This is a genomic window from Pseudanabaena cinerea FACHB-1277, from assembly GCF_014696345.1.
Classification (GTDB): domain Bacteria; phylum Cyanobacteriota; class Cyanobacteriia; order Pseudanabaenales; family Pseudanabaenaceae; genus Pseudanabaena; species Pseudanabaena cinerea.
In genome coordinates this window covers 1-21,220 of sequence record NZ_JACJPY010000062.1, presented here as the reverse complement: position 1 = coordinate 21,220, position 21,220 = coordinate 1, and the positions used below count along the sequence as shown (strand labels likewise).

The 21,220-nt window shown below is 43.5% G+C and carries 21 protein-coding genes; 10 read left to right on the top strand and 11 right to left on the bottom strand.

Annotated elements, in window-relative coordinates; genetic code table 11:
• Positions 1-17: 17 nt before the first annotated feature.
• Positions 18-752, bottom strand: coding sequence for a sugar transferase (locus H6F44_RS16385; protein ID WP_190352104.1), 735 nt, complete (start codon positions 750-752; stop codon positions 18-20).
• A gap of 34 nt (positions 753-786) precedes the next feature.
• Here H6F44_RS16385 and holA point away from each other — a divergent pair, with 34 nt between their 5' ends.
• A complete protein-coding gene (gene holA, locus H6F44_RS16380) occupies positions 787-1,770 on the top strand; it encodes a DNA polymerase III subunit delta (RefSeq protein ID WP_190352103.1) in 984 nt (327 codons plus the stop codon).
• A gap of 6 nt (positions 1,771-1,776) precedes the next feature.
• Here the strand turns inward: holA and H6F44_RS16375 are convergent, their stop codons facing one another.
• From H6F44_RS16375 to H6F44_RS16365, 3 genes are read right to left on the bottom strand one after another with little or no spacing between them, the layout of a single operon-like run.
• Complete coding sequence (locus tag H6F44_RS16375) at positions 1,777-2,994, bottom strand: helix-hairpin-helix domain-containing protein (protein WP_190352102.1); 1,218 nt, start codon at positions 2,992-2,994, stop codon at positions 1,777-1,779.
• Positions 2,995-3,020: 26 nt separating this feature from the next.
• Positions 3,021-4,637, bottom strand: coding sequence for a PP2C family serine/threonine-protein phosphatase (locus H6F44_RS16370; protein ID WP_190352101.1), 1,617 nt, complete (start codon positions 4,635-4,637; stop codon positions 3,021-3,023).
• Positions 4,637-5,311, bottom strand: a complete 675-nt coding sequence (locus H6F44_RS16365) for a vWA domain-containing protein (RefSeq protein ID WP_190352100.1) — start codon at positions 5,309-5,311, stop codon at positions 4,637-4,639. Before H6F44_RS16365 ends, H6F44_RS16370 begins: the two co-directional genes overlap by 1 nt.
• 113 nt (positions 5,312-5,424) lie before the next feature.
• On the opposite strand from H6F44_RS16365, the gene H6F44_RS16360 reads away from it, so the two are divergent.
• From H6F44_RS16360 to infC, 5 genes are all read left to right on the top strand, one after another.
• Complete coding sequence (locus tag H6F44_RS16360) at positions 5,425-5,922, top strand: helix-turn-helix transcriptional regulator (RefSeq protein ID WP_199302162.1); 498 nt, start codon at positions 5,425-5,427, stop codon at positions 5,920-5,922.
• A gap of 55 nt (positions 5,923-5,977) precedes the next feature.
• Entirely contained in the window at positions 5,978-6,394 is a 417-nt protein-coding gene (locus H6F44_RS16355) for a XisH family protein (protein WP_190352099.1), read from the top strand.
• Positions 6,382-6,717, top strand: coding sequence for a XisI protein (locus H6F44_RS16350; RefSeq protein WP_190352098.1), 336 nt, complete (start codon positions 6,382-6,384; stop codon positions 6,715-6,717). Before H6F44_RS16355 ends, H6F44_RS16350 begins: the two co-directional genes overlap by 13 nt.
• 122 nt (positions 6,718-6,839) lie before the next feature.
• Positions 6,840-7,958, top strand: a complete 1,119-nt coding sequence (gene aroB / locus H6F44_RS16345) for a 3-dehydroquinate synthase (RefSeq protein WP_190352097.1) — start codon at positions 6,840-6,842, stop codon at positions 7,956-7,958.
• Positions 7,959-8,154: 196 nt separating this feature from the next.
• Complete coding sequence (infC, locus tag H6F44_RS16340) at positions 8,155-8,679, top strand: translation initiation factor IF-3 (protein WP_190352096.1); 525 nt, start codon at positions 8,155-8,157, stop codon at positions 8,677-8,679.
• A 58-nt stretch (positions 8,680-8,737) separates the two neighbouring features.
• On the opposite strand, the gene H6F44_RS16335 is transcribed toward infC, so the two are convergent.
• Complete coding sequence (locus H6F44_RS16335; RefSeq protein ID WP_190352095.1) at positions 8,738-9,613, bottom strand: hypothetical protein; 876 nt, start codon at positions 9,611-9,613, stop codon at positions 8,738-8,740.
• A gap of 268 nt (positions 9,614-9,881) precedes the next feature.
• Here H6F44_RS16335 and H6F44_RS16330 point away from each other — a divergent pair, with 268 nt between their 5' ends.
• Positions 9,882-10,022 carry a LexA family protein gene (locus tag H6F44_RS16330; protein ID WP_190352094.1) on the top strand — a complete coding sequence of 47 codons (141 nt, stop codon included), beginning with the start codon at positions 9,882-9,884 and terminating at the stop codon, positions 10,020-10,022.
• 299 nt (positions 10,023-10,321) lie between these two features.
• Positions 10,322-10,840, top strand: a complete 519-nt coding sequence (locus H6F44_RS16325) for a hypothetical protein (RefSeq protein ID WP_190352093.1) — start codon at positions 10,322-10,324, stop codon at positions 10,838-10,840.
• A gap of 83 nt (positions 10,841-10,923) precedes the next feature.
• On the opposite strand, the gene bchM is transcribed toward H6F44_RS16325, so the two are convergent.
• Complete coding sequence (bchM, locus tag H6F44_RS16320; protein ID WP_190352092.1) at positions 10,924-11,640, bottom strand: magnesium protoporphyrin IX methyltransferase; 717 nt, start codon at positions 11,638-11,640, stop codon at positions 10,924-10,926.
• Between the two features lie 128 nt (positions 11,641-11,768).
• On the opposite strand from bchM, the gene sppA reads away from it, so the two are divergent.
• Entirely contained in the window at positions 11,769-12,794 is a 1,026-nt protein-coding gene (sppA, locus tag H6F44_RS16315; protein ID WP_190352091.1) for a signal peptide peptidase SppA, read from the top strand.
• 42 nt (positions 12,795-12,836) lie between these two features.
• Here the strand turns inward: sppA and H6F44_RS16310 are convergent, their stop codons facing one another.
• From H6F44_RS16310 to modA, 5 genes are all read right to left on the bottom strand, one after another.
• Positions 12,837-13,394, bottom strand: coding sequence for a biotin transporter BioY (locus H6F44_RS16310; RefSeq protein ID WP_190352090.1), 558 nt, complete (start codon positions 13,392-13,394; stop codon positions 12,837-12,839).
• Positions 13,395-13,498: 104 nt separating this feature from the next.
• Entirely contained in the window at positions 13,499-14,428 is a 930-nt protein-coding gene (locus H6F44_RS16305; RefSeq protein WP_242016616.1) for an AEC family transporter, read from the bottom strand.
• A gap of 25 nt (positions 14,429-14,453) precedes the next feature.
• Positions 14,454-16,265: an N-acetylmuramoyl-L-alanine amidase family protein gene (locus tag H6F44_RS16300; RefSeq protein ID WP_190352088.1), complete on the bottom strand. Its 1,812-nt coding sequence runs from the start codon at positions 16,263-16,265 to the stop codon at positions 14,454-14,456.
• A 156-nt stretch (positions 16,266-16,421) separates the two neighbouring features.
• Positions 16,422-18,245, bottom strand: coding sequence for a molybdate ABC transporter permease subunit (modB, locus tag H6F44_RS16295; RefSeq protein ID WP_190352087.1), 1,824 nt, complete (start codon positions 18,243-18,245; stop codon positions 16,422-16,424).
• A complete protein-coding gene (modA, locus tag H6F44_RS16290; protein WP_190352086.1) occupies positions 18,226-19,056 on the bottom strand; it encodes a molybdate ABC transporter substrate-binding protein in 831 nt (276 codons plus the stop codon). The genes modB and modA overlap by 20 nt, the downstream gene beginning before the upstream one ends.
• Positions 19,057-19,272: 216 nt before the next feature.
• Here modA and H6F44_RS16285 point away from each other — a divergent pair, with 216 nt between their 5' ends.
• The gene (locus H6F44_RS16285; RefSeq protein WP_190352085.1) at positions 19,273-20,955 is read left to right on the top strand and encodes a DUF1565 domain-containing protein; all 1,683 of its coding nucleotides are present in this window, start codon (positions 19,273-19,275) and stop codon (positions 20,953-20,955) included.
• Positions 20,956-21,220 lie beyond the last annotated feature (265 nt).

Below are 21,220 nucleotides of genomic sequence, written 5' to 3'. Positions count from 1 at the left end.
TTTTTTTAATTTGTTTGTTAATAAGCCCCCCTAGGACAAATAACCACAAGCATGGTTTTCAAGATTAACCAAAGATCAAAACCAAAGCCCATGCGTCGCACATAACTAGCATCAAGGTGAATGCGTCTAGAATATGGCAAATCATTACGCCCTGATACCTGCCATATTCCCGCAATCCCCGGACGCACACTCAACACTTGCTCGATCGCTTTGCCATATTTGGCTAGCTCTGCCTGCACCAATGGTCTAGGACCAACAACACTCATGTCACCTATCAATACATTCCAAAACTGAGGCAGTTCATCTAAACTGGTCACTCGCAAAAATCGACCAATTTTAGTAATGCGTGGGTCATACTTGAGTTTAAAAGAGGATTGATATTCAGCGCGGCTAATGGGGCAGGTGTTGAGGTAATCTTCTAGAAACCGATCCGCCCCTGTCACCATCGTTCTAAATTTAAGACATTTAAATTCGCGCCCATTTAGCCCCACCCTTGGATGCACATATAAAATCGATCCTCGGGAACTAATTAAAATTAGGATGGCGATCGCGAGGTAAATCGGTGATAGGAAAACTAAAACAGCGAGGGAAAACACAATATCAAAAAGTCGTTTTCCCCAAGCGGCGTAATGATCTGTTTTTCCTAGATCTGACCTGTCTGAAAGTGATCTGCTTTGGCTTGTTAGTGAGTTTTTCCATGCATCTTTCAATGAGCCTTTCAATGAGCTTTTCACCTTGCTTCTAGTAACCATTAACTCTCCACCACATAGTTAGATTAATAATACAATGCCTGTCTACTTTTATTGGGGCGATGATGACTACCAAATCAACCAAGCAGTCAAAAGCTTGATTGATAACCATGTTGATCCCATGTGGCGTGATTTTAACTATGCCAAAATCAATGCGGCTGGGGATCTAGAGGTAATGGATGGGCTAAATCAAGCGGCTACGGCTCCCTTTGGTACGGGCGATCGCCTAACTTGGTTAGCAGATACAGCGATCGCTCAGAAATGTTCTGAGGCATTGTTGGCAGAACTAGAGAGAACTTTCAAGCACCTGCCCACCAATTCTTATATCCTATTTACCGCAACCAATAAACCCGATGGAAGAGCCAAATCAACCAAGCTAATTCAAAAGTATGCCCAAGTTTTAGAATTCTCCTTAATTCCACCTTGGAAGATAGATGCGATCGCCCAATTAGTCAAACAATCGGCGGCGGTAATGAACCTCAAAATTACCGCCGATGGCATCGATTTGTTAGTTGATGCCATCGGTAATGATAGCCGTCGTTTAAATATGGAACTGCAAAAATTGCAACTATTTCACGGTCAAAAAGCGGCGGCAATTAGTGCGAAGGAAATTGCTACCCTTGTGCAAGCATCGGCACATAATAGCTTGCAGTTGGCAAGTGCAATTCGTTCGGCAAATACTAGTCAGGCTCTGTCATTAACGGCGGAGTTGCTCCGAAATAATGAGGTGGGTTTACGAATTTGTGCAACCCTTGTGGGGCAGGTTCGCACTTGGCTCTGGATTCGCCTGATGCAAGAAGCGGGGGTGCGCGATGATAAAGAAATTGCTGATGCTGCGGAAATTGGTAATCCTAAGCGCGTATATTTTTTAAAGCAGGAGGTGCAGGGGCTAAGCAGTCAAAAATTAATGCGATCGCTGAGTATTTTGTTGCAGTTAGAGGGAGATCTCAAACATGGCAAAGATGAAACCGCCACTTTGCAAACGGCGATGATTGAGCTATGCCAAGCAATGACAAGGTAAAAGTTGTTAATCAGAAAAACAGCTAAAACCGATAAATCCTAAAATAAAACCGAATGGTATAGCACCGCCAATAAAGCAAATTGTCGCTATAGCTAAGAACACAAAGCCAATTATTTTTTTCGCGGGTGGTGGCGGCGATGGTGGCGGTATCGGAGTACTGGAAGTAGTCTGAACGGGAGGAATGCTTGGCGGCGGGGGCGAAATAACAGGTTTTGCTGAACCCTCAAAAATATCTACCCCATTCAAAATATTTTTTCTTTCGCACCAATAGCACTTACCGTAGGTTCGACTATACTTGTGAGTGTCAATTTTACCGCAAGAAGTAAGATCATTAATAGCTACTTTCAAAGCAGTACTCCAATCTTCTGCTGATGGTCTTTTAGTTGGATCTTTGTGACCATCATTAAAACATCGTTTAAATAGCTCCTGAAGCTTTGGGTGAATGACCTGTAATGGTATTGTTGATATATGAGATTTTAATAAGCCCTGTGAGTTATATAACCATATTCCACTTTTCATCTTGTCTACTTGGCTTTGCTCATCGCTCGAACCTTGCCAGGTTCCCTCATTAAACGGGTGTCTGGTAAACAATAGGTGGTAGATTATTAAGGCTACGCGATAGCGGTCATGATAGAGAGTTTGGGTAATATTTGAAGGGTCAAAACCCAGCATTTCTGGAGGCGTAAATCCTTCAGTTACGACATGACATCTATAAACAGTATTGCCATTCTTGACTTGAAATGAGTCTGTATCAACTACGGAAACGAAAGCCCGATCATTAACTAAAATATTTTGCGGTTTAATGTCACCTATTACATAGCCCGATTTATGTAAATCCTTAACTATTTCTGTAAAATTTCGCGCTGCTGTGTGAAGAAACAACCAATTGCATTTAGGCAATATCTTCTTACGACTTTTGGGATTATACACTTGAATAAACTGGACGTTTCTACCTATTTCAGGCATTAAAAACCCAATGCATTGCTTTCCCTTATAAGCTAAGCTAGTTGGCCAAGCGATTGCCACATCGCCAGGATCGCTTGGAGAGGCTTTGGGAGGATTAGCAATCATTACTTTTAGTTTACTAACTTGCTCTGGAGTCGGTGTTTTTTCGTAGATCTTAACAACAAAACCTGGTCGATCAGTTCTATAAATTTTCCCTTCGCCCCCACTGCCAAAAGGTTCACCATTCAAGTTAAATGAATTTCCTTGATCATCTTTCATTATCTGTTTTTTTATATAACTAATCTTTACTTCTTCTCAATAGACAATATTTTAGGAAAATCTAATTTAACAAATGGTTTCTTGACCTTTTCTCCAGAATTATTTTTGTTTTCTGTTGATTTTGGTATTTGGTTATTAATGATTGATTGGTTGACATTTGGGAAAACACTATTTAAGTGTAGTGATGTTAAAAATGCTAAAGCCAGAGCAAAGATTGGTAAACAAACAGAAATTACTTCGCCAAAATTTGGTTTAAGACCTTTAATTAATCTCCATATAGTTTCTTCTTTTGTACTTTTGGATTTTTGACCTTTGTTGATATCATTATCAGTGGCATATAATCCAGAAAATATTGACCAAAGTGTTAGAATAATAATGAAAATCGCAGCAACCCAAATTGGTATGGAACCAAGTGTCGCTTTGCTCCACAAAACTTCAATAGTTATTTGTAATTCAGGATGGTTCTGATGAACTTTCTCAACTAAAAGATAAGCTGCAAGTGTTGCAAAATAGACACATAGAAAGCTTGAAAATAAAAAAAGACCTATTAAAATAGGTGGATTTTTTATTTTTGTTCTTTTTGTTGATGTAGGCGCTGTAGAAGTAAAGCTATCCGCTTGTGTTGGAGACGAAGTTTGGGTAGTAATTACATCTGCACTAGATGATTTAGGCGCTCTTTTGCCTGAAGGTGTTGCACTAGATGGCGGATACCCAAGAAGTGGTGGTGGAGTTTGTGACGAAGGCAGGGAGGTGGGCAGTTTAGAGACTGGTGTATCATCTAATTTTATTTCTGGGACGGGATCAGCATTTACATTGACGCATAACAAAATAGTCTTATCATCACCAGTCTTACGATTAACTGTCTCATGATTTAAATAAGCTATAAGGTAGTCATCCTTCTCAGGCTCTATCGTTTCTTGAATATATTTTTCGAGGGGAATAAAAAATTTCGGGTAAGCTACATTGTTTCGTAAATTGAGAGCCAAATTTTCTAGACCATCAGTTGAGGCACAAATAAAGCTAACAGGATTAGTTTTGTAGGTTATCTGTAAATCTTGCTGAATATCAGTAGGAGATGAAGTTACAAAGGTAGTTTCATTCGCATATTCACCTTTGCTTGGCTCAAAAAGCAAATCATAGTCCTTACCTTGATAGTTTCTGACCACAATGAAACCGTCACCTAGCTGCATAGCCGCTATGCCATCAGGAAATGCGACAAAAGCTAGAAGAGTACAAGCAAATTGACCTACACCAACTTTTTTGCCCTTCTCTCGATGGTAATCTTGCGTAGCTATTTCTATTTCATGCCTAATTACTTCAATCAATTCTCGAAAAACTATTTGCACACCATCTTGCGACAAGAATGACTTGCTTCGCGAGGTTTCTAGTTTTTCTGTAAAAAATTTTATAGTAGTCTCAACAGCAATCTTAGAGCCATAATGCGACAAACTGCGGCTTCCAGCCCCATCAGACACAGCTCCAATCAAGTAATCATTGCCATATGGCTTATACTCTGCATAGTCTTGACATGGCGTTTGCGTTGATATGTGATCTGTCCCCATCTCAAAACGGGCGATCGCCCGCCACTGATTTGCTGAAGCCAAATCTTGAGGTTTATCTTGGTTTCTTGTCCATCCCAACATTAAACGCTACCCCAGCCAATTGGCTCTAGCTTTGTTTGTCCCTCTTCACCAACTTTGCCACTGGCTGTTTTACCCACTGAGCGACTTAGCCATAAAAACATCGTCTTAAAGTCCAACCCATTCAATTTAACAGGAGTACGATCTGGTGGAGAGACCTGCTTGAGTTGATTCATATCGGCTCCCTCAACTGCCACGGCAAAGAAAGAAATCTTCTTGTTTTTATGCTCTTGATGAATTTTCTGAGCAGCTTCTTGCCATGGTGAGTTGCCATTGGGATAACCATCTGTAATCAGCCATACCCAAGGCTGGTAATACTTTAGTCCATAATTTTTATACTGTTCCTTCCGTTCGGCCACTAGTTGCAGCGCATATTCAAGTCCTTCACCCATCGGTGTGCCACCATCTGCGCTAAGTGTTGGTGGGTTAAAAGCATCCATCGTGGCAAAATCATGGGCAAGGCTAACTGAAGCCCCAAATGTAACAACTGCTACTTCTACGCGCAAACTTGCAGTTGGGTCATCTTCCAATGCCTTTTTTAGAACTTTTAGCCCCTCATTTAACTGTCTAATTGGCTCCCCAGTCATCGATCCCGATACATCAAGCACAAGCACTACAGGACATCTTGCCTCAGTATTTTCATAAGCTTCAGGAAAATCACGGCGATTAACTACCATAACTGTTATATTTATTTGAGGATTTCTATAACAATAACTTAGTTCTTTGCTAAGCTTTACCTAGCATACACTATGAATTTTGCTAGTCATTAGCTATTAGTTTGGTCAAATTTATGATTGACGAGGAAAAGATATTTTCTGAGGCGCAATATTATTGGGACTTAGAAAAAATTTACGAACGATTTGCCAAGGTCAAACAAGAAGTTGCGCCTAATTCCCGTAAGGGTCTAAATCCAACCGAAAAGCTATATTTGAGAGGATTACTGTGTGGACATACGCCTACTGAGATTGCGAAAAATTTAGTCAAAAGTCCTAAAGGTGTAGAGGTTTACTTGTGCAAAACTTTATACAGATACTTCAAAAAAATTACTAACATGGCAGATAGTCCAGAACAAAACACAGGTAATCGTCATAGCATTCCCCATTGGAGCGAAACCGAAGGATATCGATTAAGGTCTTTTTCACAATCACAGACTGCAACAGAACAAGAGTTGGAACAATTTGTCAAGCTAACTATTATGAACTTTAATCAAAATTCAGGAACTATAGATATCAAAGTAAGTATTGAACTCCCGCCAGAGTGGAGACAGAAAAACAAAGTACAGTCATAATTAGGTGTATTTTGGTCAGTCTTGGTAAATACCTGTTGGAATGTTACTTAATTTTATGCCAGCAAAAGATATTTTTCACGATACAGTCAAAATAGGATTAGAAAAAGAAGGCTGGGTAATCACAGATGACCCTTTGTACTTAGATTTTGGTGGGGTCGAAATTTATATTGACTTAGCTGCTGAAAAAATAATTGCGGCTGAGCGTGATGGTGAAAAGATCGCAGTTGAAATTAAAAGTTTTATTGGTAGCTCAGCAATTTCTGAATTTCATAAGGCTTTGGGGCAATTTATTAATTACAAAACTGTGCTGAGCCAAAAGCAGCCAGAGAGGGTAATGTATTTGGCTGTACCGATCGCAACTTACGAAACATTCTTTAAACTAGAATTGATTCAGCTTGTTATTAAAAATCAAGGTATAAGCCTAATTGTCTATAACCCAAGTACGCAGGAAATAGATCAATGGATAAACTAAATAAATATCGGGAAATTATAAAAACGATCATTAAAGAATATGCTCAAGATGACTACAGACGAAATGGTGTAGAGCGAGAATTGATTTTTGACACAGAGCATGACCATTATCAAATTGTCAATGTTGGCTGGGAAAAAGAACATCGTGTTTATGGTTGCGTTCTGCACATTGATATTAAACAGGGCAAAATTTGGCTGCAATATAATGGTACAGAAATTGAATTTGCCGAAGAGTTAGTAAAATTAGGTGTCCCTAAACAGGATATTGTGATTGGTTTTCACTCTGAATTTATGCGTAAGTTTACAGAGTATGCCGTTGGTTGAGCGCGATTTAGACATCGCCATAGCGCCTATTCTCAAGCCAAGAAATAAAGTTGCGGCGCAAAGCGCCGCAACTTTATTTCTTCGGTGGCAAGGCAGTATAATACTAATCTTTAACGAGAAATATGTCCGCAACTTCTGCAACCGTCACCGTTGCCCTTGAAGGCGATCGCCGTTATGACATCGCGATCGCTGCCCATAGTCTGCAAAACCTAGGCGCAAAATTAACAGAAATTGGACTGGGTAAAAAAAGCAAAAAAGTCCTGATTGTTTCTAATCCCGTCATTTATAAGCACTATGGTGAAACTGTCGCCACCACTCTTAAAAACGCAGGTTTTGATGCCATAAGTTTGATCCTGCCTGCGGGGGAAAGATTTAAAACCGCCAACTCCCTGCAAAAAATCTATGACGCAGCCCTCAATCATCGCCTCGAACGCTCTTCGGTAATTATCGCCCTCGGTGGTGGCGTAATTGGTGATATGTCGGGCTATGCTGCTGCCACATGGTTACGCGGTATCAATTTGATCCAAGTGCCGACCAGTTTGTTGGCAATGGTGGACTCAGCGATCGGCGGCAAGACGGGGATAAATCACCCACAGGGCAAAAATTTGATCGGCGCATTTTATCAGCCGAGCCTTGTCTGGGTTGATCCTCAAGTTTTACAGACCCTGCCCACCCGCGAATTTCGTTCGGCAATGGCAGAAGTAATTAAATATGGCATCATCTGGGATCGCGAACTATTTGATCTATTGGCACAATGTGATCGCCTCGATCAATTGCGCTATCTCTCCGATGATCTTTTACACACGATCCTCTATCGTTGTGCCAAAGCCAAAGCTGAAGTTGTTGCTAAGGACGAAAAAGAAGGCGATCTTCGCGCCATTCTCAACTATGGGCATACCGTTGGTCATGCGATCGAGTCTGTCACCAACTATCGTTTGTTTAATCACGGTGAAGCGGTGGGCTTAGGTATGATCATTGCAGGGGCGATCGCTGTTGACATGGGGCTATGGTCAGCCGCCGAACAAGCTCAACAGGTTGCTTTAATTACGAAAACCCGACTACCCCAAACCCTCCCCGCCGACATTGACCAAGCCGCGATTATTGACTGCCTAGCCACCGATAAAAAGGTTGAAGCTGGCAAGGTGCGCTTTATTTTACCCACAGCGATCGGTCAAGTCACCCTCAGCGATCGCGTCACCACTGAACTTATTAATCAAAATTTACGAAAAATACTTGCTTAACACTTGACACTTTAGTGGGTAATTCGTACTATACTTAAACCTTTATGTCAAGTAAATGATCAGCGATTTTTTGTTGAATCACCTCAAGACATAAGCCTGCTAAAGTGTTGCCAGTATCTATACACAACACTTCGGACTATCACCTGTAAACCCTTAGTAAATCCATACTTCCCAGAGTCTAGACAACAGAGATTTCATGACTAAAAAGCCAATTAAAGATCTTCCCCAAATCAACGAACGCATCCGATTTCCCAAAATTCGAGTTATTGATATGGAGGGAGAGCAACTCGGCATCCTCACCCCCAAAGAAGCCTTGAAAATGGCTGAAGAAAAAGAACTTGACCTCGTGCTAGTCAGTGACAAAGCCGATCCTCCTGTTTGTCGGATCATGGACTATGGCAAATTCAAGTTTGAGCAAGAAAAGAAGGCAAGGGAAGCGCGTAAAAAACAACATACTTCTGATGTTAAAGAAGTAAAGATGCGCTACAAAATTGAAGAGCATGACTACAAAGTTAGGATCAACCATGCTGAGCGTTTCTTGAAGGAAGGCGATAAGGTCAAGGCAACAGTGATGTTTCGCGGACGTGAAATTCAGCACGTTGATCTCGCTGAAGTGCTACTCAATCGCATGGCAAGTGACCTTGAAGCAGTGGCAGAAATTCAGCAATCTCCTAAACGCGAAGGGCGCAACATCACAATGCTGATGGCTCCTAAAAAGTAAGCAATAAGATGGCGGCTCGAACAGCCGCCATTTTGTTGTCTGTTTTTGTAGGATGGTGTTATTGCGCTGGAATTAGCGGTGGAATCGATATAGGCGGAGTTGAGGGTGCTGTGGGGCTGTTGCCTGTCGCAGGAGCCTCAGGATTAGCACCAGTTTGAGTCGTATTGGAGGCAATTACGGGCGCACCAACAGCCCGTAACACTTCCACACCATTTTGTTGCAAAACGATGATAGGAGGCTCAGAATTAGTATCAATGCGCTTAACTAACACTTTGCCATTAGAAATTGTTTGCCCTGCCCTGACATTGCGTGAATTTGCCTCACCAGCAGCTTTGATGATCGCATAGACCGTGCCGCCGATTTCGACAGTTCCCGTAACGGCAGTTCCTTGAGCAGCACTAGTGTCAGGTGGGGGCGGTGGGGGGGCAACTATGGAACGCCTGGGATTAGTTCTGACAACAATCGCGGGTTTCAGCTTAGGGGGAGCCTTGGGCTTGAGGAGGAGGGTCTCTAACTTGGGTACAGGATTTATGATGGTACTGGTAAATGGATCGCGGGACTGTTTAGCATCAACTTCGATCTTCTTTTCTAATTCCTGAATTCTACTTTCCTTATCGGTAGTAGGTATGAGTTCTTGGGTTTTCTGCCCAGAGACAAATGGCGTGTCAAAAGCTAAAGGCTTAGCGGTCTCTACAGGTTTCGCAGGAGCGCTTGGGTTGTTTTCACTAATCATGCCTACAAGGGGTTTACCTTCTTCGGCTAGTCTTCTAATTTCATCACAGTTAGTCCCAGAAACAAAGTTAGCTGTTTTCTGGATACCCATTTTTAGATCTCTGTTGGTGCTGATCGTACAAGTAACTGGCGGTGCTTCACCGCAGGCAGCAAGGGTTGCAGTAATGCTGAGAAGTATGCCAGCTAGGTAATAAATACGCATAAAAAATTTCCTCTGCTGCCTACTTGGTTTTCGGTACAGCGTCATCCGATTTTGTCGATTTTGACTGCAAGATATTAAGGCATTATGGCAATTTTGGCAATCCCTTAAATGTTTGTTTATGCTACTCCCTCTACACAAAAAAATAGACATAACAAAAAAAATAGACATATAAAATCAAGAATTAGTGTTGCGGCGCGATGCGCCGCTACGTCTGATTTTTTACTGGGAAGGGAGTAAACCATGAGGTGGCTTATCTTGTTGCTGATTTTTGCTGATTTGGTATTACATGGTCATCGGCAATAACGCCTGCGATCGCCTCTGGTTAATACCTGAGAATCCTGATTACCCGCCCATAGAGATTGGTGAAAATATGGAGCTACATATTTGGGGCGTAGTTTTTGGGGCGTAGTTACAAATGTCATCCATGGGTTGTAACCCCAAAGAATTATGAAAGCGCGGCTAAGCCGCGCTTTCAATTTTTAAGCGTTTCCTCGCAGGTAAACCAAGAAATAGCGATACGCAAATTTGCTGTGTGCCGCTATCTTTATGAATGATAAATCGGTAATAATCAAAGCAAAGTCAAGCAAAGTCAAGCAAAATTAAGTCTGAATAATTATTTACTAGTTTATGCCTTATTTTGCTAGTAAATCAAGAATGACAAAAGCTATTTGATTGTAGTACATTAATCAAATAGCTTTTGGTACTTCTATGACGCGCTCCTCTGAACCATCTGCACCGATTTTGTCCTTGTCTGCATCGAAGGCGAGATCCTTTGGTATTGCCGAAAGATGCCAAGGTGATTCTGAGTTTTTTGCAATTTGGCAGGCGCTCTGTTCCCGCTTGGATGCGATTGATACCAATTGGCACATTAATTTCACTTCCCCAATATCTGTATCGGGCTATATGACAATGCGTTGCGCCTTGACATTAGGTGCTGTCACTCATATAGCCACAGGTAGCGATAAAGGTTGTTTGATTCATGTCGGCACATCAACTATTGGCATCCATTCTCCTGAGAAGGCAATGCTCAACGCTTTTTGTAATGCCACATCACAATTTGGGATTGTCCTTCCTTTTTGGCAAAATCGCGCCAAAAAACCTCCAGACGATCGAGCTGATTTAGAACATATAGTACAGATTCTCCGCAGACTGCAACGCAAACATCAAATCAAACGTAGTTTCAAATCCTTAGTTGCGCTCGTTGGATTGTCTCGCAATATTGCTTAAAAAACAAAAATAGCTGTGCACGGAATTGCCATGCACAGCTATTTTTTGGCTAGAAAGGGGGCAAAGGCTTTGCAAATGGGTAATTAATTCCGCACCGCCTCTAGTAAGCGAGAGAAGTAAAAGGAAGTGGCTGTAAATTCCTGACGCTTGATTTTGAAGCCTAGCTCCTTAAGAACACGGCGCACATCGGCTTCTTTGTGCAGGTAAGCGCGGGTTGCTTTGCTAGGACCTGGCACCATGTCGCCAACTTTTTTCATCAGGACATAGTAGGGGTTTTTGGGGGCAAAGCTGAGGATGAGACGGGATTTGGCAAGGGAGGCTAAATGCGCGATCATTTGTTCAGATTCGCGATCGGGATAATGAATCAATACATCTAAACAAATAACGGTGTCATATTCTCCTGAAAGTTTGGCTAGGTCATTGACCTCAAAGATCGGATTTTCTGGATTAACGGCATTGGCTTTGCCCTCGCCAACCATCTTTTCCGAGATATCGCTGGCATAGACCTTTGCCCCCATTGCCGCTAAAGGAATACTGAGGCTGCCAGTCCCACATCCCGCGTCACAAACTGTCTGTTCAACTGCATTCTGGTCATTTTTAAACCAACTTAAAACATAATCCACGGTTTGTTGATGTCCTGTGCGGATATCCCGTTGCACTCGGTTAACTTCGCCTTCGCCATAGATGCGCCGCCAGCGATCAAACCCTGTGGAATTAAAATAATCGCGAACTATTTGTTTGTCATTTTGTTTATCTTTGGGATCTGATGGCGCGGTGTTCTTGAGTGCTTTATTTGCCATAATTGTTAAGAAAGCTTAAAAAAAGCTGTTTAAATAAGTAGTTTTGTTACAGAGATTGATCTTACAGCGTTTTGCGAGAAAACCAAACTCAAGATGTAAACTATAGTAGCCATCACCAAATATATGCTATGCCTTTAAATCGTCTTATTGCCCTAGTTTTAGTGGCAATTTGTTTTATTGCCGCAACCTTTGGCATTCAACGCCGCCAAATGGATGAAGCGCTAGATCTGAAAAAGTTTACTGATCGCGATCGCCTCGAATTAGTCGCCCTTGACGGCGCAATTACGGGAGGGCGATCGGCTTCGGGGGCGATGTCTGTACGCGATCGCCTGCGTGAACTGATCGATGAAGATGCGGTCAAAGGTGTATTGCTATCGATTAATAGCCCAGGGGGAACCGTTGGCGCGAGCAAAGAAATTTATGCCGCCGTAAGGGATCTGGCGAAGGTCAAGCCTGTGGTGGTGAGTATGCTGGATCAAGCCACTAGCGGTGGTTATTATGCTGCTAGTGCTGCCACCAAGATCTATGCCAATGAAGGCTCACTAACGGGCAGTATTGGTGTAATTTTAAGTGGATTTAATGCCAAGGAACTACTAGATCGGGTGGGGGTTCAGTCCAAGGTGATTAAAACTGGTCCTTACAAAGACATTTTCTCTTCCTTTCGGGATCTTGCGGAACCTGAACGTCAACTTTTGCAAGAGCTATTGCAAAGTACCTATCGCTCATTTATTGATGATGTGGCTAAGGGTCGGAAAATGGAATTAGAGGTTGTTCGCAAATTAGCAGATGGCAGGGTTTATACAGGTACACAGGCAAAAGAAAATGGCTTGGTCGATGCGATCGGTACGCTTGATCAAGCGATCGCTGATTTGCGAGGGTTAGCACGCCAGCAATTTGCACTGCCAGACAGCCGAGAGTTGCCAATCCGCCGATCGCCAGCCTCCTTTGAAAAAATCCTTGATCAACTATTAAGCGAAAGTGGGATTAGCATTTCTTCGCCCTTGGGGGATCTATTGCGGAGTACGGTGTTAGGCAGGGCGCTGAATTTGGGGAATGGGGTTAGCGATCGCTTAGTTTCTAATTTTGCAGGCACTGACTATCAGCCTAATAATTACGATCCACCGATTTTACTGATGCCTAGTTGGGCGCATTAAAAATAAGCGGCGCGATGCGCCGCTTATTTTTTTAAATGATTTTTAATAAAATAAGATTTTGCGAGAAATGGTAGCGATGACGATCGTGGCACAGACCACTAAAAACTGCCCCGATAGCACCTGTACAGAATATTGCCACAGGGAAGTTTGAATGGCAGCAAAATTGGGGATTTGGATGGCAATCAGATAAATAATGCCGACTAGGTGAATGGCTAATAAACCACCAAAACAGCTAATTGCCATGCGCTCAAGGCTGGCAGGTCGCAAAAACGCTAAAAATCCACAGAGCCATCCCCCAGGCAGAAATCCGAGTAAATAGCCAAAGGCAGGGGATTTGAGATAGCTTAAGCCGCCCCCTTGATAAAACACACCAAAACCGCTCAGTCCTAAAATGATGTAAGCCAGTTGTGATAGCAGGGCAGCATTACGTCCACCAAGGCAACCTGTCAGCAATACTGCACCAATCTGCATGGTGACACTGATGGACTCGATCGCCAAATTATTGCTGGAGGGTAGAAGTAAGTATGGTTGAACGAAGGTACTGGCGATAGTCAAGAGTAGCCCAGATAACGCCCACATTAGTTGTAATGGCTTTGGCACAGGAATCTAAAATTAAAGGAGATTAGAATCGTACTTGAATTTTGCCATGGCTATGGCATTTTTTGAGCAGTAACTTATGGTGAACTAGCTTATGGTGAACTAGCTCAGGCAAAACAAACAATCCAGATGGGGATCATAAAAACTAAGCCGAGGAAAGAAAAAGCGATCGTGCTAATTAATAAATCGCGATCAAGGTTATATACTTCGGCAAGGACTAAGACTGACAGCCCCGTTGGTGTACCTGACATTAGGGTTAAAATCAAGCGGGGATCATGGCGCAAACCTAAAATAGTCGCCCCTAAACCGATCGCCAATGGCACAACCCCCACCCGCAAAAAGGCGGCGATCGCCGCAGGCTTAAAACTGTCCCACTTTTCGATTTTGCCAAGGCGCAAGCCCACTAACGACAGGGCAAAGGCGATCGTTACCCAGATGCTAATATCTAAGCCTGACTCGATCGCCATAGGTAAAGCGATTGATCGGGTATACCAACCGATGGCAAAAGCCCATAAACTCGGCACAGTAACCACATTGATGATCAATTTCCACCAAGGCGGTTTGACCTCACTCTTACCAAAATAACTGGCGATAAATACAGCAATGCCATAGTTACCAGCAACATTACTCGCAATGCTGTATAAAACTGCCCAATCGTTATAGCTGTCACTGGTCAGAGAGTTGGTCAAAGTCAGCCCGACAAAACCCGTATTACCTAGCATTGCTGCCAAAATAAAGCTGCCCAAACTAGAGCGATCGCTGGTCTCAGTTTTGGCAAATTGCCAGCCAATTAGGGCGAGCAAACAACTGATCATGAGGGTAGCGATCGCCACATAGGGAATGTAAGGTGTATCAGAAAACTGCGTATGCCTTGCAAGGACAAATAACTGCAATGGCACACCCACCCAATACAAAGCCAATCCTAAAAAACGCGAAGTATAAGTCGGCGCAAATCTGGAGATGCCAAATCCCACCCCTGTCCATAGCATCAAAGGTAAGTAAGCATCTAGGAGATCACCGAAATGGAAAACAGACAAAAAACTATTAAGTTCCAAATTTATTTCAAGTGAGAGCATTGAGCCATTCCGTAATACCATCCGCAATGGTTTTGGCAAGTAATCTTTGCTGCTGAGGATCAATAATCCATTCAAATTCCACAGGATTAATCATAAATCCTAGTTCCAAAAGTATCGATGGCGCTGTCGTGGGGCGAACTAATGCCAAATTATTCCAATAAACACCATAGTCGGGGCGATTTAGCTTTCGCACAATATAGCTATTGATAAACTTTGCTAAATCTTGAGCTTGGTAATTGTACCAAAATGTTCCCACCCCAGATGTATTTAAGGCATCACCATCATCGGGCAAGGCATTGTAATGAACGCTTACCGCCAGATCTGGTTCATCCTGCTCAATTTTGGCAACCCTTGGTGCTAGGTCTATGTCAGAGTCGTCAGTACGGGTCATGATCACGATCGCGCCGCGCTGCTGCAATTCCTTTTCTAGCAATTTTGAAGTGATTAGAGTGACATCTTTTTCGGGATAGCCTGTCGGTCCTCGCGCTCCCAAATCCTCCGCACTGCCATGTCCCGCATCAATTAATATTCTTACTCCTTGCAATGATCCCGTATTTTGCTTAGCGATCGCTGGTGGATGTTTTAGGGAAACGATCAAATTCGAGCCTTGATAGCGTACCTTATAGCCCCATTGCTGCTTGGGTTTTAGCTGGATCGTGTAAACAGCCTTGTCGGGATCAGGTTGTTGCCAGTCAACTTTATTGATGATCGTGTCGGGGGCGATCGCGATCGTATCGGTTTGGGCAGTGACGTTATGTAGGGTTAAGGTAAATAGGCGATCGCCTTGGACAATGGAAATTGGCACAGGCACTTCGAGGGGAATTTTAATTTCTGTCCAGACATTGCCGCGATTTTTTACTGGCTTAGCATCAATGGCACGGACGAGCGATCGCGGTTGGTCGGCGGTGACGCTAATTTGCACCAAGCTGTCGCGCACCCAACCACCATAATCTAGCCTAAGCCAATTACCTTGTCTGCCCGTAATCAAGGCCTTAGTACCTTGGGGTAAAGGGGTCAGCCGCGAAAAATCTGTGCTTGCCCCCGTCCTCGCATCAGCAATAGTCGTAATTTCCGCAACCTGCAAATCTTGGGGATCAAGGATTTCTAAAGAGCCGATCGCTTTTTGCCTAATCACGCGATCCCCCAGACGCACCTCATATTCTGGTTGTCCCATTTTGGCGGCGACCGCAAATTTAGTACAGCCCCGAAAATAGCCAGAGGGCGATAATTCGATCGCCAGATTATTATCTGTGAGTACCGATGAATTTGGGGGCAACTGCACATTGCGGCGGCGCGGCAATAATGGAATTTGCTGATCACCGATCTTGACGCTAACGGTGGCTGTCGGTGTGGCGATCGCGTCAAAGCAGATGCGATCCTCTGGCAACCTTGCCACATTGACCACAGGGAACAGGGCATCTTTGATCAAGCCAAATTGTTGCGGTGGCAGCACAAGACGCGGCTCACGGGTGACAGCAACATTAATTTGGCGATCTTGACGGCGATCGCCATCGGCACTTTTATAAACGATCTGAAACTTGTTTGTGCCAACCTGCAAAGGTAAACTAGGCGCAAAATGCCCTGCATCACTGCGATTAATTACCTGATCATTAATGCTCACCTGTCCTGATTTGGGAGCCGTACCAATAAAAAATAGGCGATCGCTCACCGTAGTATGTTGCAAAGGCGGATAGGTAAGATGCAATTCTGTCGGTGGCACAAAGCTTTGTGCGCCCGTCGCGGTGGCAAGCCAGAAGCTCAATACTCCAACCCAAAAAAGCCCCATCAGTCGCCGCATAATTCTTGACTATCCAAATATAGCGATGGATTACATCACCATTTAACACTATGTCGCACAGAAATTTCTGAGCGCTCATGTATTGGGTTGACGCAGCATATGTAACGACCGATCCGACAAATTGTGAAGCATGGGTTAGATCCATCTTTGGCGATGCTAGACCAAAAATAGTTGCGTGGGATCAAGATAAACCTGCAACGGTTGAGAATATTGCTTAATAATCAGCCATTTCTCTTTGAATACTTCAGCTTGCAGATGATAATCCCAATCATGGTTGGGAGGAGTATTTAATTTGATGTATAAAGTCATACGGTGCGGTGTTTCTGTCTTACGAACTAACCAACAGGGCATGATATTAGGAAGATCATTCTGGGCTGAACTTTCTAGAAATCTGATATGGTGAGCGCGAATTCCTATATGAGTGAGCAGTTTAGAATTGGAATAGCTAACCTGTAGCTGACATTCCCAGTCTAGAGCCTTAATTAGGTTAGGCGCGATCGCCTCAATTTGTGAGAAGTTTTTACAACCCGTAAGCCTTGCTGTCTCAACATTGGCGGGATGCTCAAAAACCGTTGATTTCTCGCCATAGCTCATCACTTGACCATGATCCAAAATCAGTAAGTTTTGGCAAATGCGATAAGCTTCATCGATATTGTGGGTGACAAAGAGTGTAATTCCTTGATAGGTAGTGAGAACTGAAATTAGTTCGCGTTCTATTTGACTACGCAGATGGGTATCCAATGCCGAAAATGGTTCATCTAGTAGAAGAATATCGGGTTGGCAGACCAAAGCTCTAGCGAGGGCAACACGCTGCTGTTGACCGCCAGAAAGTTGATGCGGATAGCGATCGCCAAAACCTTGTAGCTCAATGCTATGTAGTTGCTCAGACACTTTTTGCTTGATTTGTAAAGCTGGCAACTCTTTGGATAAGCCAAAGGCAATATTTTGGGCAACAGTCAAATGGGGAAACAGCGCATAATTTTGAAATAGAAAACCAATGTGGCGATCGCGGCTAGGTAAATTGATATTTTTAGCACTATCAAATAGAACTTTTCCATTAATTACAATGCATCCACTTGATGGAGTTTCCATCCCCGCAATACATTTAAGCAGCATACTCTTACCTGTACCTGATGCGCCTAGAATGCCGATGGATTGATCGGTACAGTGCAGAGCAATTTGCAAATCAAACTCAGGTAATTGTTGGGTGATATTGATGAATAAGCCTTGCTGGTGATTGGTGATTGGTGATTGGTGATTGGTGATTGATGATTGGTGATTGCGGTTTTTCCTTTTTCCTTTTTCCCTTTTCATTTCTCTCTGGTTTGTCCATAGATGCGCTAGGGCGATCGCTGAAAAAGACATTGATAAAATGATCGCTGTCCAGAGCCAAGCTTCTTGATTTGCCCCTGCTTGAACGGCGGCATAGATGGCGAGGGGAATTGTGGTGGTGTGCTTGGGGATGTTGCCTGCTAACATCAAGGTTGCGCCAAATTCGCCTAAACCTCTAGCAAAGGCAAGCGTTGTGCCTGCTAACACCCCTGGGAAAGCGAGGGGTAAGGCGATTTGCCAAAAGACTCGCAATTCTGAAGCCCCTAGGGTTTTGGCAACCCGCAATAAATTTTCGTCCACTTGCTCGAAGGCTGCCTGAGCCGTTTTATACATCAGTGGGAAGGTGACAACGACCGCCGCGACTACGCCTGCATACCAAGTAAAAATAATATTGAAACGGAAGAGTTGTAAGAACTTGCCTACCCAGCCATATTGTCCAAATAATTGCAGCAGCAGAAAGCCGACCACGGTTGGCGGCAAAACTAAGGGTGCAAGGAAAATACTATCAAGTACGGATTTCCATTTGCCGCGATATTCAAGGAGGCTATAGGCTGCGGTAATCCCTAAAATGAACGTAAAAAAGATGGCAGTAATCGCCACCTTTAAAGAGATCCAAAATGGAGAGAAATCAAAGGGTACTGAATCCATATTTCTCAAAAACATTCTTGGCTGGTTCGCTAGATAGATATTCTAGATAGGATTTAGCAGTCTCTTGGTGCGGACTTTTTTGTAAAACAGCGATCGGATAGACAATCGGTTTATGAAGTTTAGCATCAATGACTTGGACTACTTTAACCTTAGAGGAAGTTTTCGCATCAGTGGCATAGACAATTCCTGCCTGAGCGTTACCAGACTCGACAAATTGCAGCACTTGTCGCACGTTATTCCCTAGGACAAATTTGGGCTGAAGTTCTTGTATTAGCTCTAGTTTGGTCAAAGCCTGTTCAGAATACTGCCCCACAGGAACGCTGCGAGGATCGCCGATCGCAATACGTTCGATACTGGCATTGGTTAAGTCTTTTATTTCTTTAGCATCGCTTCTATCCGCAGGTACTATTAAAACCAACTTATTAGTCAATAAATCGCGGCGAGTATCAACAACGATCAAGTCTTTTTTTTGCAGTTCATCCATTTGCTTGGGGGCGGCAGAAATAAAGACATCAACAGGAGCGCCATTCATGATTTGTTGTTGCAGATCGCCCGAACTACCAAAGTTATTGCGAATGGCAACGGTGGCTTTTGCCTTACTATACAAAGAGGTGATTTCGCCTAACGCATCCTTAAGACTAGCGGCTGCCGAAACCGTTAATTCTACATTTTCTTGTTTAACAGGAGATATATTTGCCTTAGCGGGTGTATTTCCCTGTTCGATTGTGGCAGAAGAAAAGTGGCATCCCGCGATCGCCCATAGGGTGACAACGAGCAGAGAGAGAAAAGTGATTATCTTTTGCTTGTTCATGAGAAGCACTAAGGGGAATATTTTTTTAGCTCTCGTAACTTATTGGATTTATATGTCTATTTCTTTAGTGGGAAGGGAGTAGTAATTGTGTTAGTCAAATTTATCGATTATTTTGGTGTGCAGCCTAAAACGAAGCCTAAAATAATGCTAAAGCGTGTTAAAAATAGTTAACAAAATTATTAATTGATTACCAAATTATCCAATTCCTATAGGTATATGAAGATTAGCCACAAAGAATTGACCATTCTGCTAACTAAATTGACGTTGCCGCGTTTGATTTGTTTGCCAGCTAAAGCAGTTGTGTCCATAGCTTTGCCGATTGTGTGTATCTTTTCTATACCTAGTTTAGCGATCTCTGCCCCTAGTCACGCCCAATCAATGGCTGAAGCCAAAACTACGGCAGCTAATTCACAGACTATTTTCTATGTAAATCCGCAAACGGGGGGCGACCTTAAGGATCGAGATGGCACGATCGCCGCGCCTTTTAAGACGATTACCTATGCTCTTAGTCAGGTTAAGGTGGGGCAACCTGCGATCGTGCAATTAGCCAATGGTACATATCGACAGGAAAATGGCGAAAAATTTCCCTTGCGGTTGCGGCAAAATGTGACCCTGCGGGGTGATGAGCGCAATAAGGGGCGAGATGTGGTGATCTTGGGTGGCGGGGTGATGCGAACGGGGACAGTGTTACCGCAAAATGTGGCGATCGCCCTTGCCGATGGCGCAGAGTTGCGGGGGGTAACGGTGACAAATCCTAATCCTAGGGGGTATGGGCTATGGATTGAGAATGCGAGTCCCGCGATCGCCAATAATACATTCATCGATAACCGTCAGGATGGCGGCTTGGTAACAGGACAATCTAGGGCAATTATTAGCAACAATCAATTTTTTCGCAATGGCACAAGCGGCTTGGCGATCGAGGGTGCATCTAGCCCCGATGTGCGCGGCAATTTGTTTCAGCAAACCACCTATGGCATGAGTATTCGCCAAGGTTCCACGCCTAGCATTAGTGAAAATACCTTTACCCAAAATCAAAATGGGTTGCTGATTCAAGGCAATGCTAAGCCAATACTGCGCGGCAATGCTTTTGTGAATAACCGCGACTATGGCTTAACCATTTCCGACCAAGCTGCACCAGACTTGGGTAAACCCAATGATGAAGGCAGTAATACTTTTCAAGGCAATGGGCGTTTAGATCTGCAAAATGTCAGTACCAATGCGATCGCGCTCGTGGGCAATTTTCTAGATCCCAAAAAGGTTAAGGGCAGATTGCAATTAACAAATGTGCGCCCACCCGTAAGTCTCTTTGCCAATATTGCCAGTCAGCCCCTTAGCCAGCCTATTAATCAGTCTATTAAGCAGCCCATTAACCAAATTGGTGACAAGTCCAGCAATAGGACTAATGATCTGATTAGTAATTTTGAGCGTAATTTTAATGGCAGTTCTGGTAATTCTACTATTGCTAACAGTGGCGATCGCCTTGCCAGCAATAATTCCACCTTTTGGTATGAGCCTGTTAATTCCCTAATCATCAGAATTACGCCACAACGCGCCGAATCACCCTTTCCCAAAAATGCCGAAATTACCACTAGTTTGCCCCCCGTGAGGTCTGCGCCGCCCAGTGGTGAGCCTGTAAATCAACCAATCTTAATTGCGCCCCTTTCTAACCCTAACCTCACGCCCCAAGACCCGCCCCGCTATCGGGTGGTTGTGCCTGTAGATTCACCCAATGAGGTCGCGTTAGTGCGTCGGGCTGTGCCGAGTTCTTTTGCATCGCGGTTGAATGGATATTTAGTGGTGCAGATTGGCGCTTACAGCGATCGGCGCATTGCCGAGGCGCAGGTATCGCGACTGGCACAACAGGGATTCACCGCCAAAATTGAATCAATTAGACGATGACGACTGCTCACCCTCTCCTGTTGAGAGCGCTCTCTGTATATACTGATCACTTTTGGTTTCTCTGAAGTTGATTGCCTTTTGGCTGCATATACGAATGGTGAAGTTTTCTATTTTGAAAGCCTGTCACAAATTGCATTGGCAATGTATATTATTGTAAACTATAACAATACTACGGACAAAATTGGTCAGAGATAGAGCCGTAAGAGCAAAGCTTGTGGAAATTAGGGTGTAATTTAATCGAAGTAAGGTCTAAATCTAACAGGGA

Bases quoted from the DNA above. Each gene is read 5' to 3' on its own strand.
- H6F44_RS16365 (WP_190352100.1), bottom strand. From the start codon at position 5,311: ATGGTAGTTAATCGCCGTGATTTTCCTGAAGCTTATGAAAATACTGAG.
- modA (WP_190352086.1), bottom strand. From the start codon at position 19,056: ATGAACAAGCAAAAGATAATCACTTTTCTCTCTCTGCTCGTTGTCACC.
- H6F44_RS16385 (WP_190352104.1), bottom strand. From the start codon at position 752: ATGGTTACTAGAAGCAAGGTGAAAAGCTCATTGAAAGGCTCATTGAAA.
- infC (WP_190352096.1), top strand. From the start codon at position 8,155: ATGACTAAAAAGCCAATTAAAGATCTTCCCCAAATCAACGAACGCATC.
- H6F44_RS16360 (WP_199302162.1), top strand. From the start codon at position 5,425: ATGATTGACGAGGAAAAGATATTTTCTGAGGCGCAATATTATTGGGAC.
- H6F44_RS16325 (WP_190352093.1), top strand. From the start codon at position 10,322: ATGACGCGCTCCTCTGAACCATCTGCACCGATTTTGTCCTTGTCTGCA.
- H6F44_RS16375 (WP_190352102.1), bottom strand. From the start codon at position 2,994: ATGAAAGATGATCAAGGAAATTCATTTAACTTGAATGGTGAACCTTTT.
- bchM (WP_190352092.1), bottom strand. From the start codon at position 11,640: ATGGCAAATAAAGCACTCAAGAACACCGCGCCATCAGATCCCAAAGAT.
- H6F44_RS16355 (WP_190352099.1), top strand. From the start codon at position 5,978: ATGCCAGCAAAAGATATTTTTCACGATACAGTCAAAATAGGATTAGAA.
- aroB (WP_190352097.1), top strand. From the start codon at position 6,840: ATGTCCGCAACTTCTGCAACCGTCACCGTTGCCCTTGAAGGCGATCGC.
- H6F44_RS16350 (WP_190352098.1), top strand. From the start codon at position 6,382: ATGGATAAACTAAATAAATATCGGGAAATTATAAAAACGATCATTAAA.
- sppA (WP_190352091.1), top strand. From the start codon at position 11,769: ATGCCTTTAAATCGTCTTATTGCCCTAGTTTTAGTGGCAATTTGTTTT.
- modB (WP_190352087.1), bottom strand. From the start codon at position 18,245: ATGGATTCAGTACCCTTTGATTTCTCTCCATTTTGGATCTCTTTAAAG.
- H6F44_RS16335 (WP_190352095.1), bottom strand. From the start codon at position 9,613: ATGCGTATTTATTACCTAGCTGGCATACTTCTCAGCATTACTGCAACC.
- holA (WP_190352103.1), top strand. From the start codon at position 787: ATGCCTGTCTACTTTTATTGGGGCGATGATGACTACCAAATCAACCAA.
- H6F44_RS16370 (WP_190352101.1), bottom strand. From the start codon at position 4,637: ATGTTGGGATGGACAAGAAACCAAGATAAACCTCAAGATTTGGCTTCA.
- H6F44_RS16285 (WP_190352085.1), top strand. From the start codon at position 19,273: ATGAAGATTAGCCACAAAGAATTGACCATTCTGCTAACTAAATTGACG.
- H6F44_RS16300 (WP_190352088.1), bottom strand. From the start codon at position 16,265: ATGCGGCGACTGATGGGGCTTTTTTGGGTTGGAGTATTGAGCTTCTGG.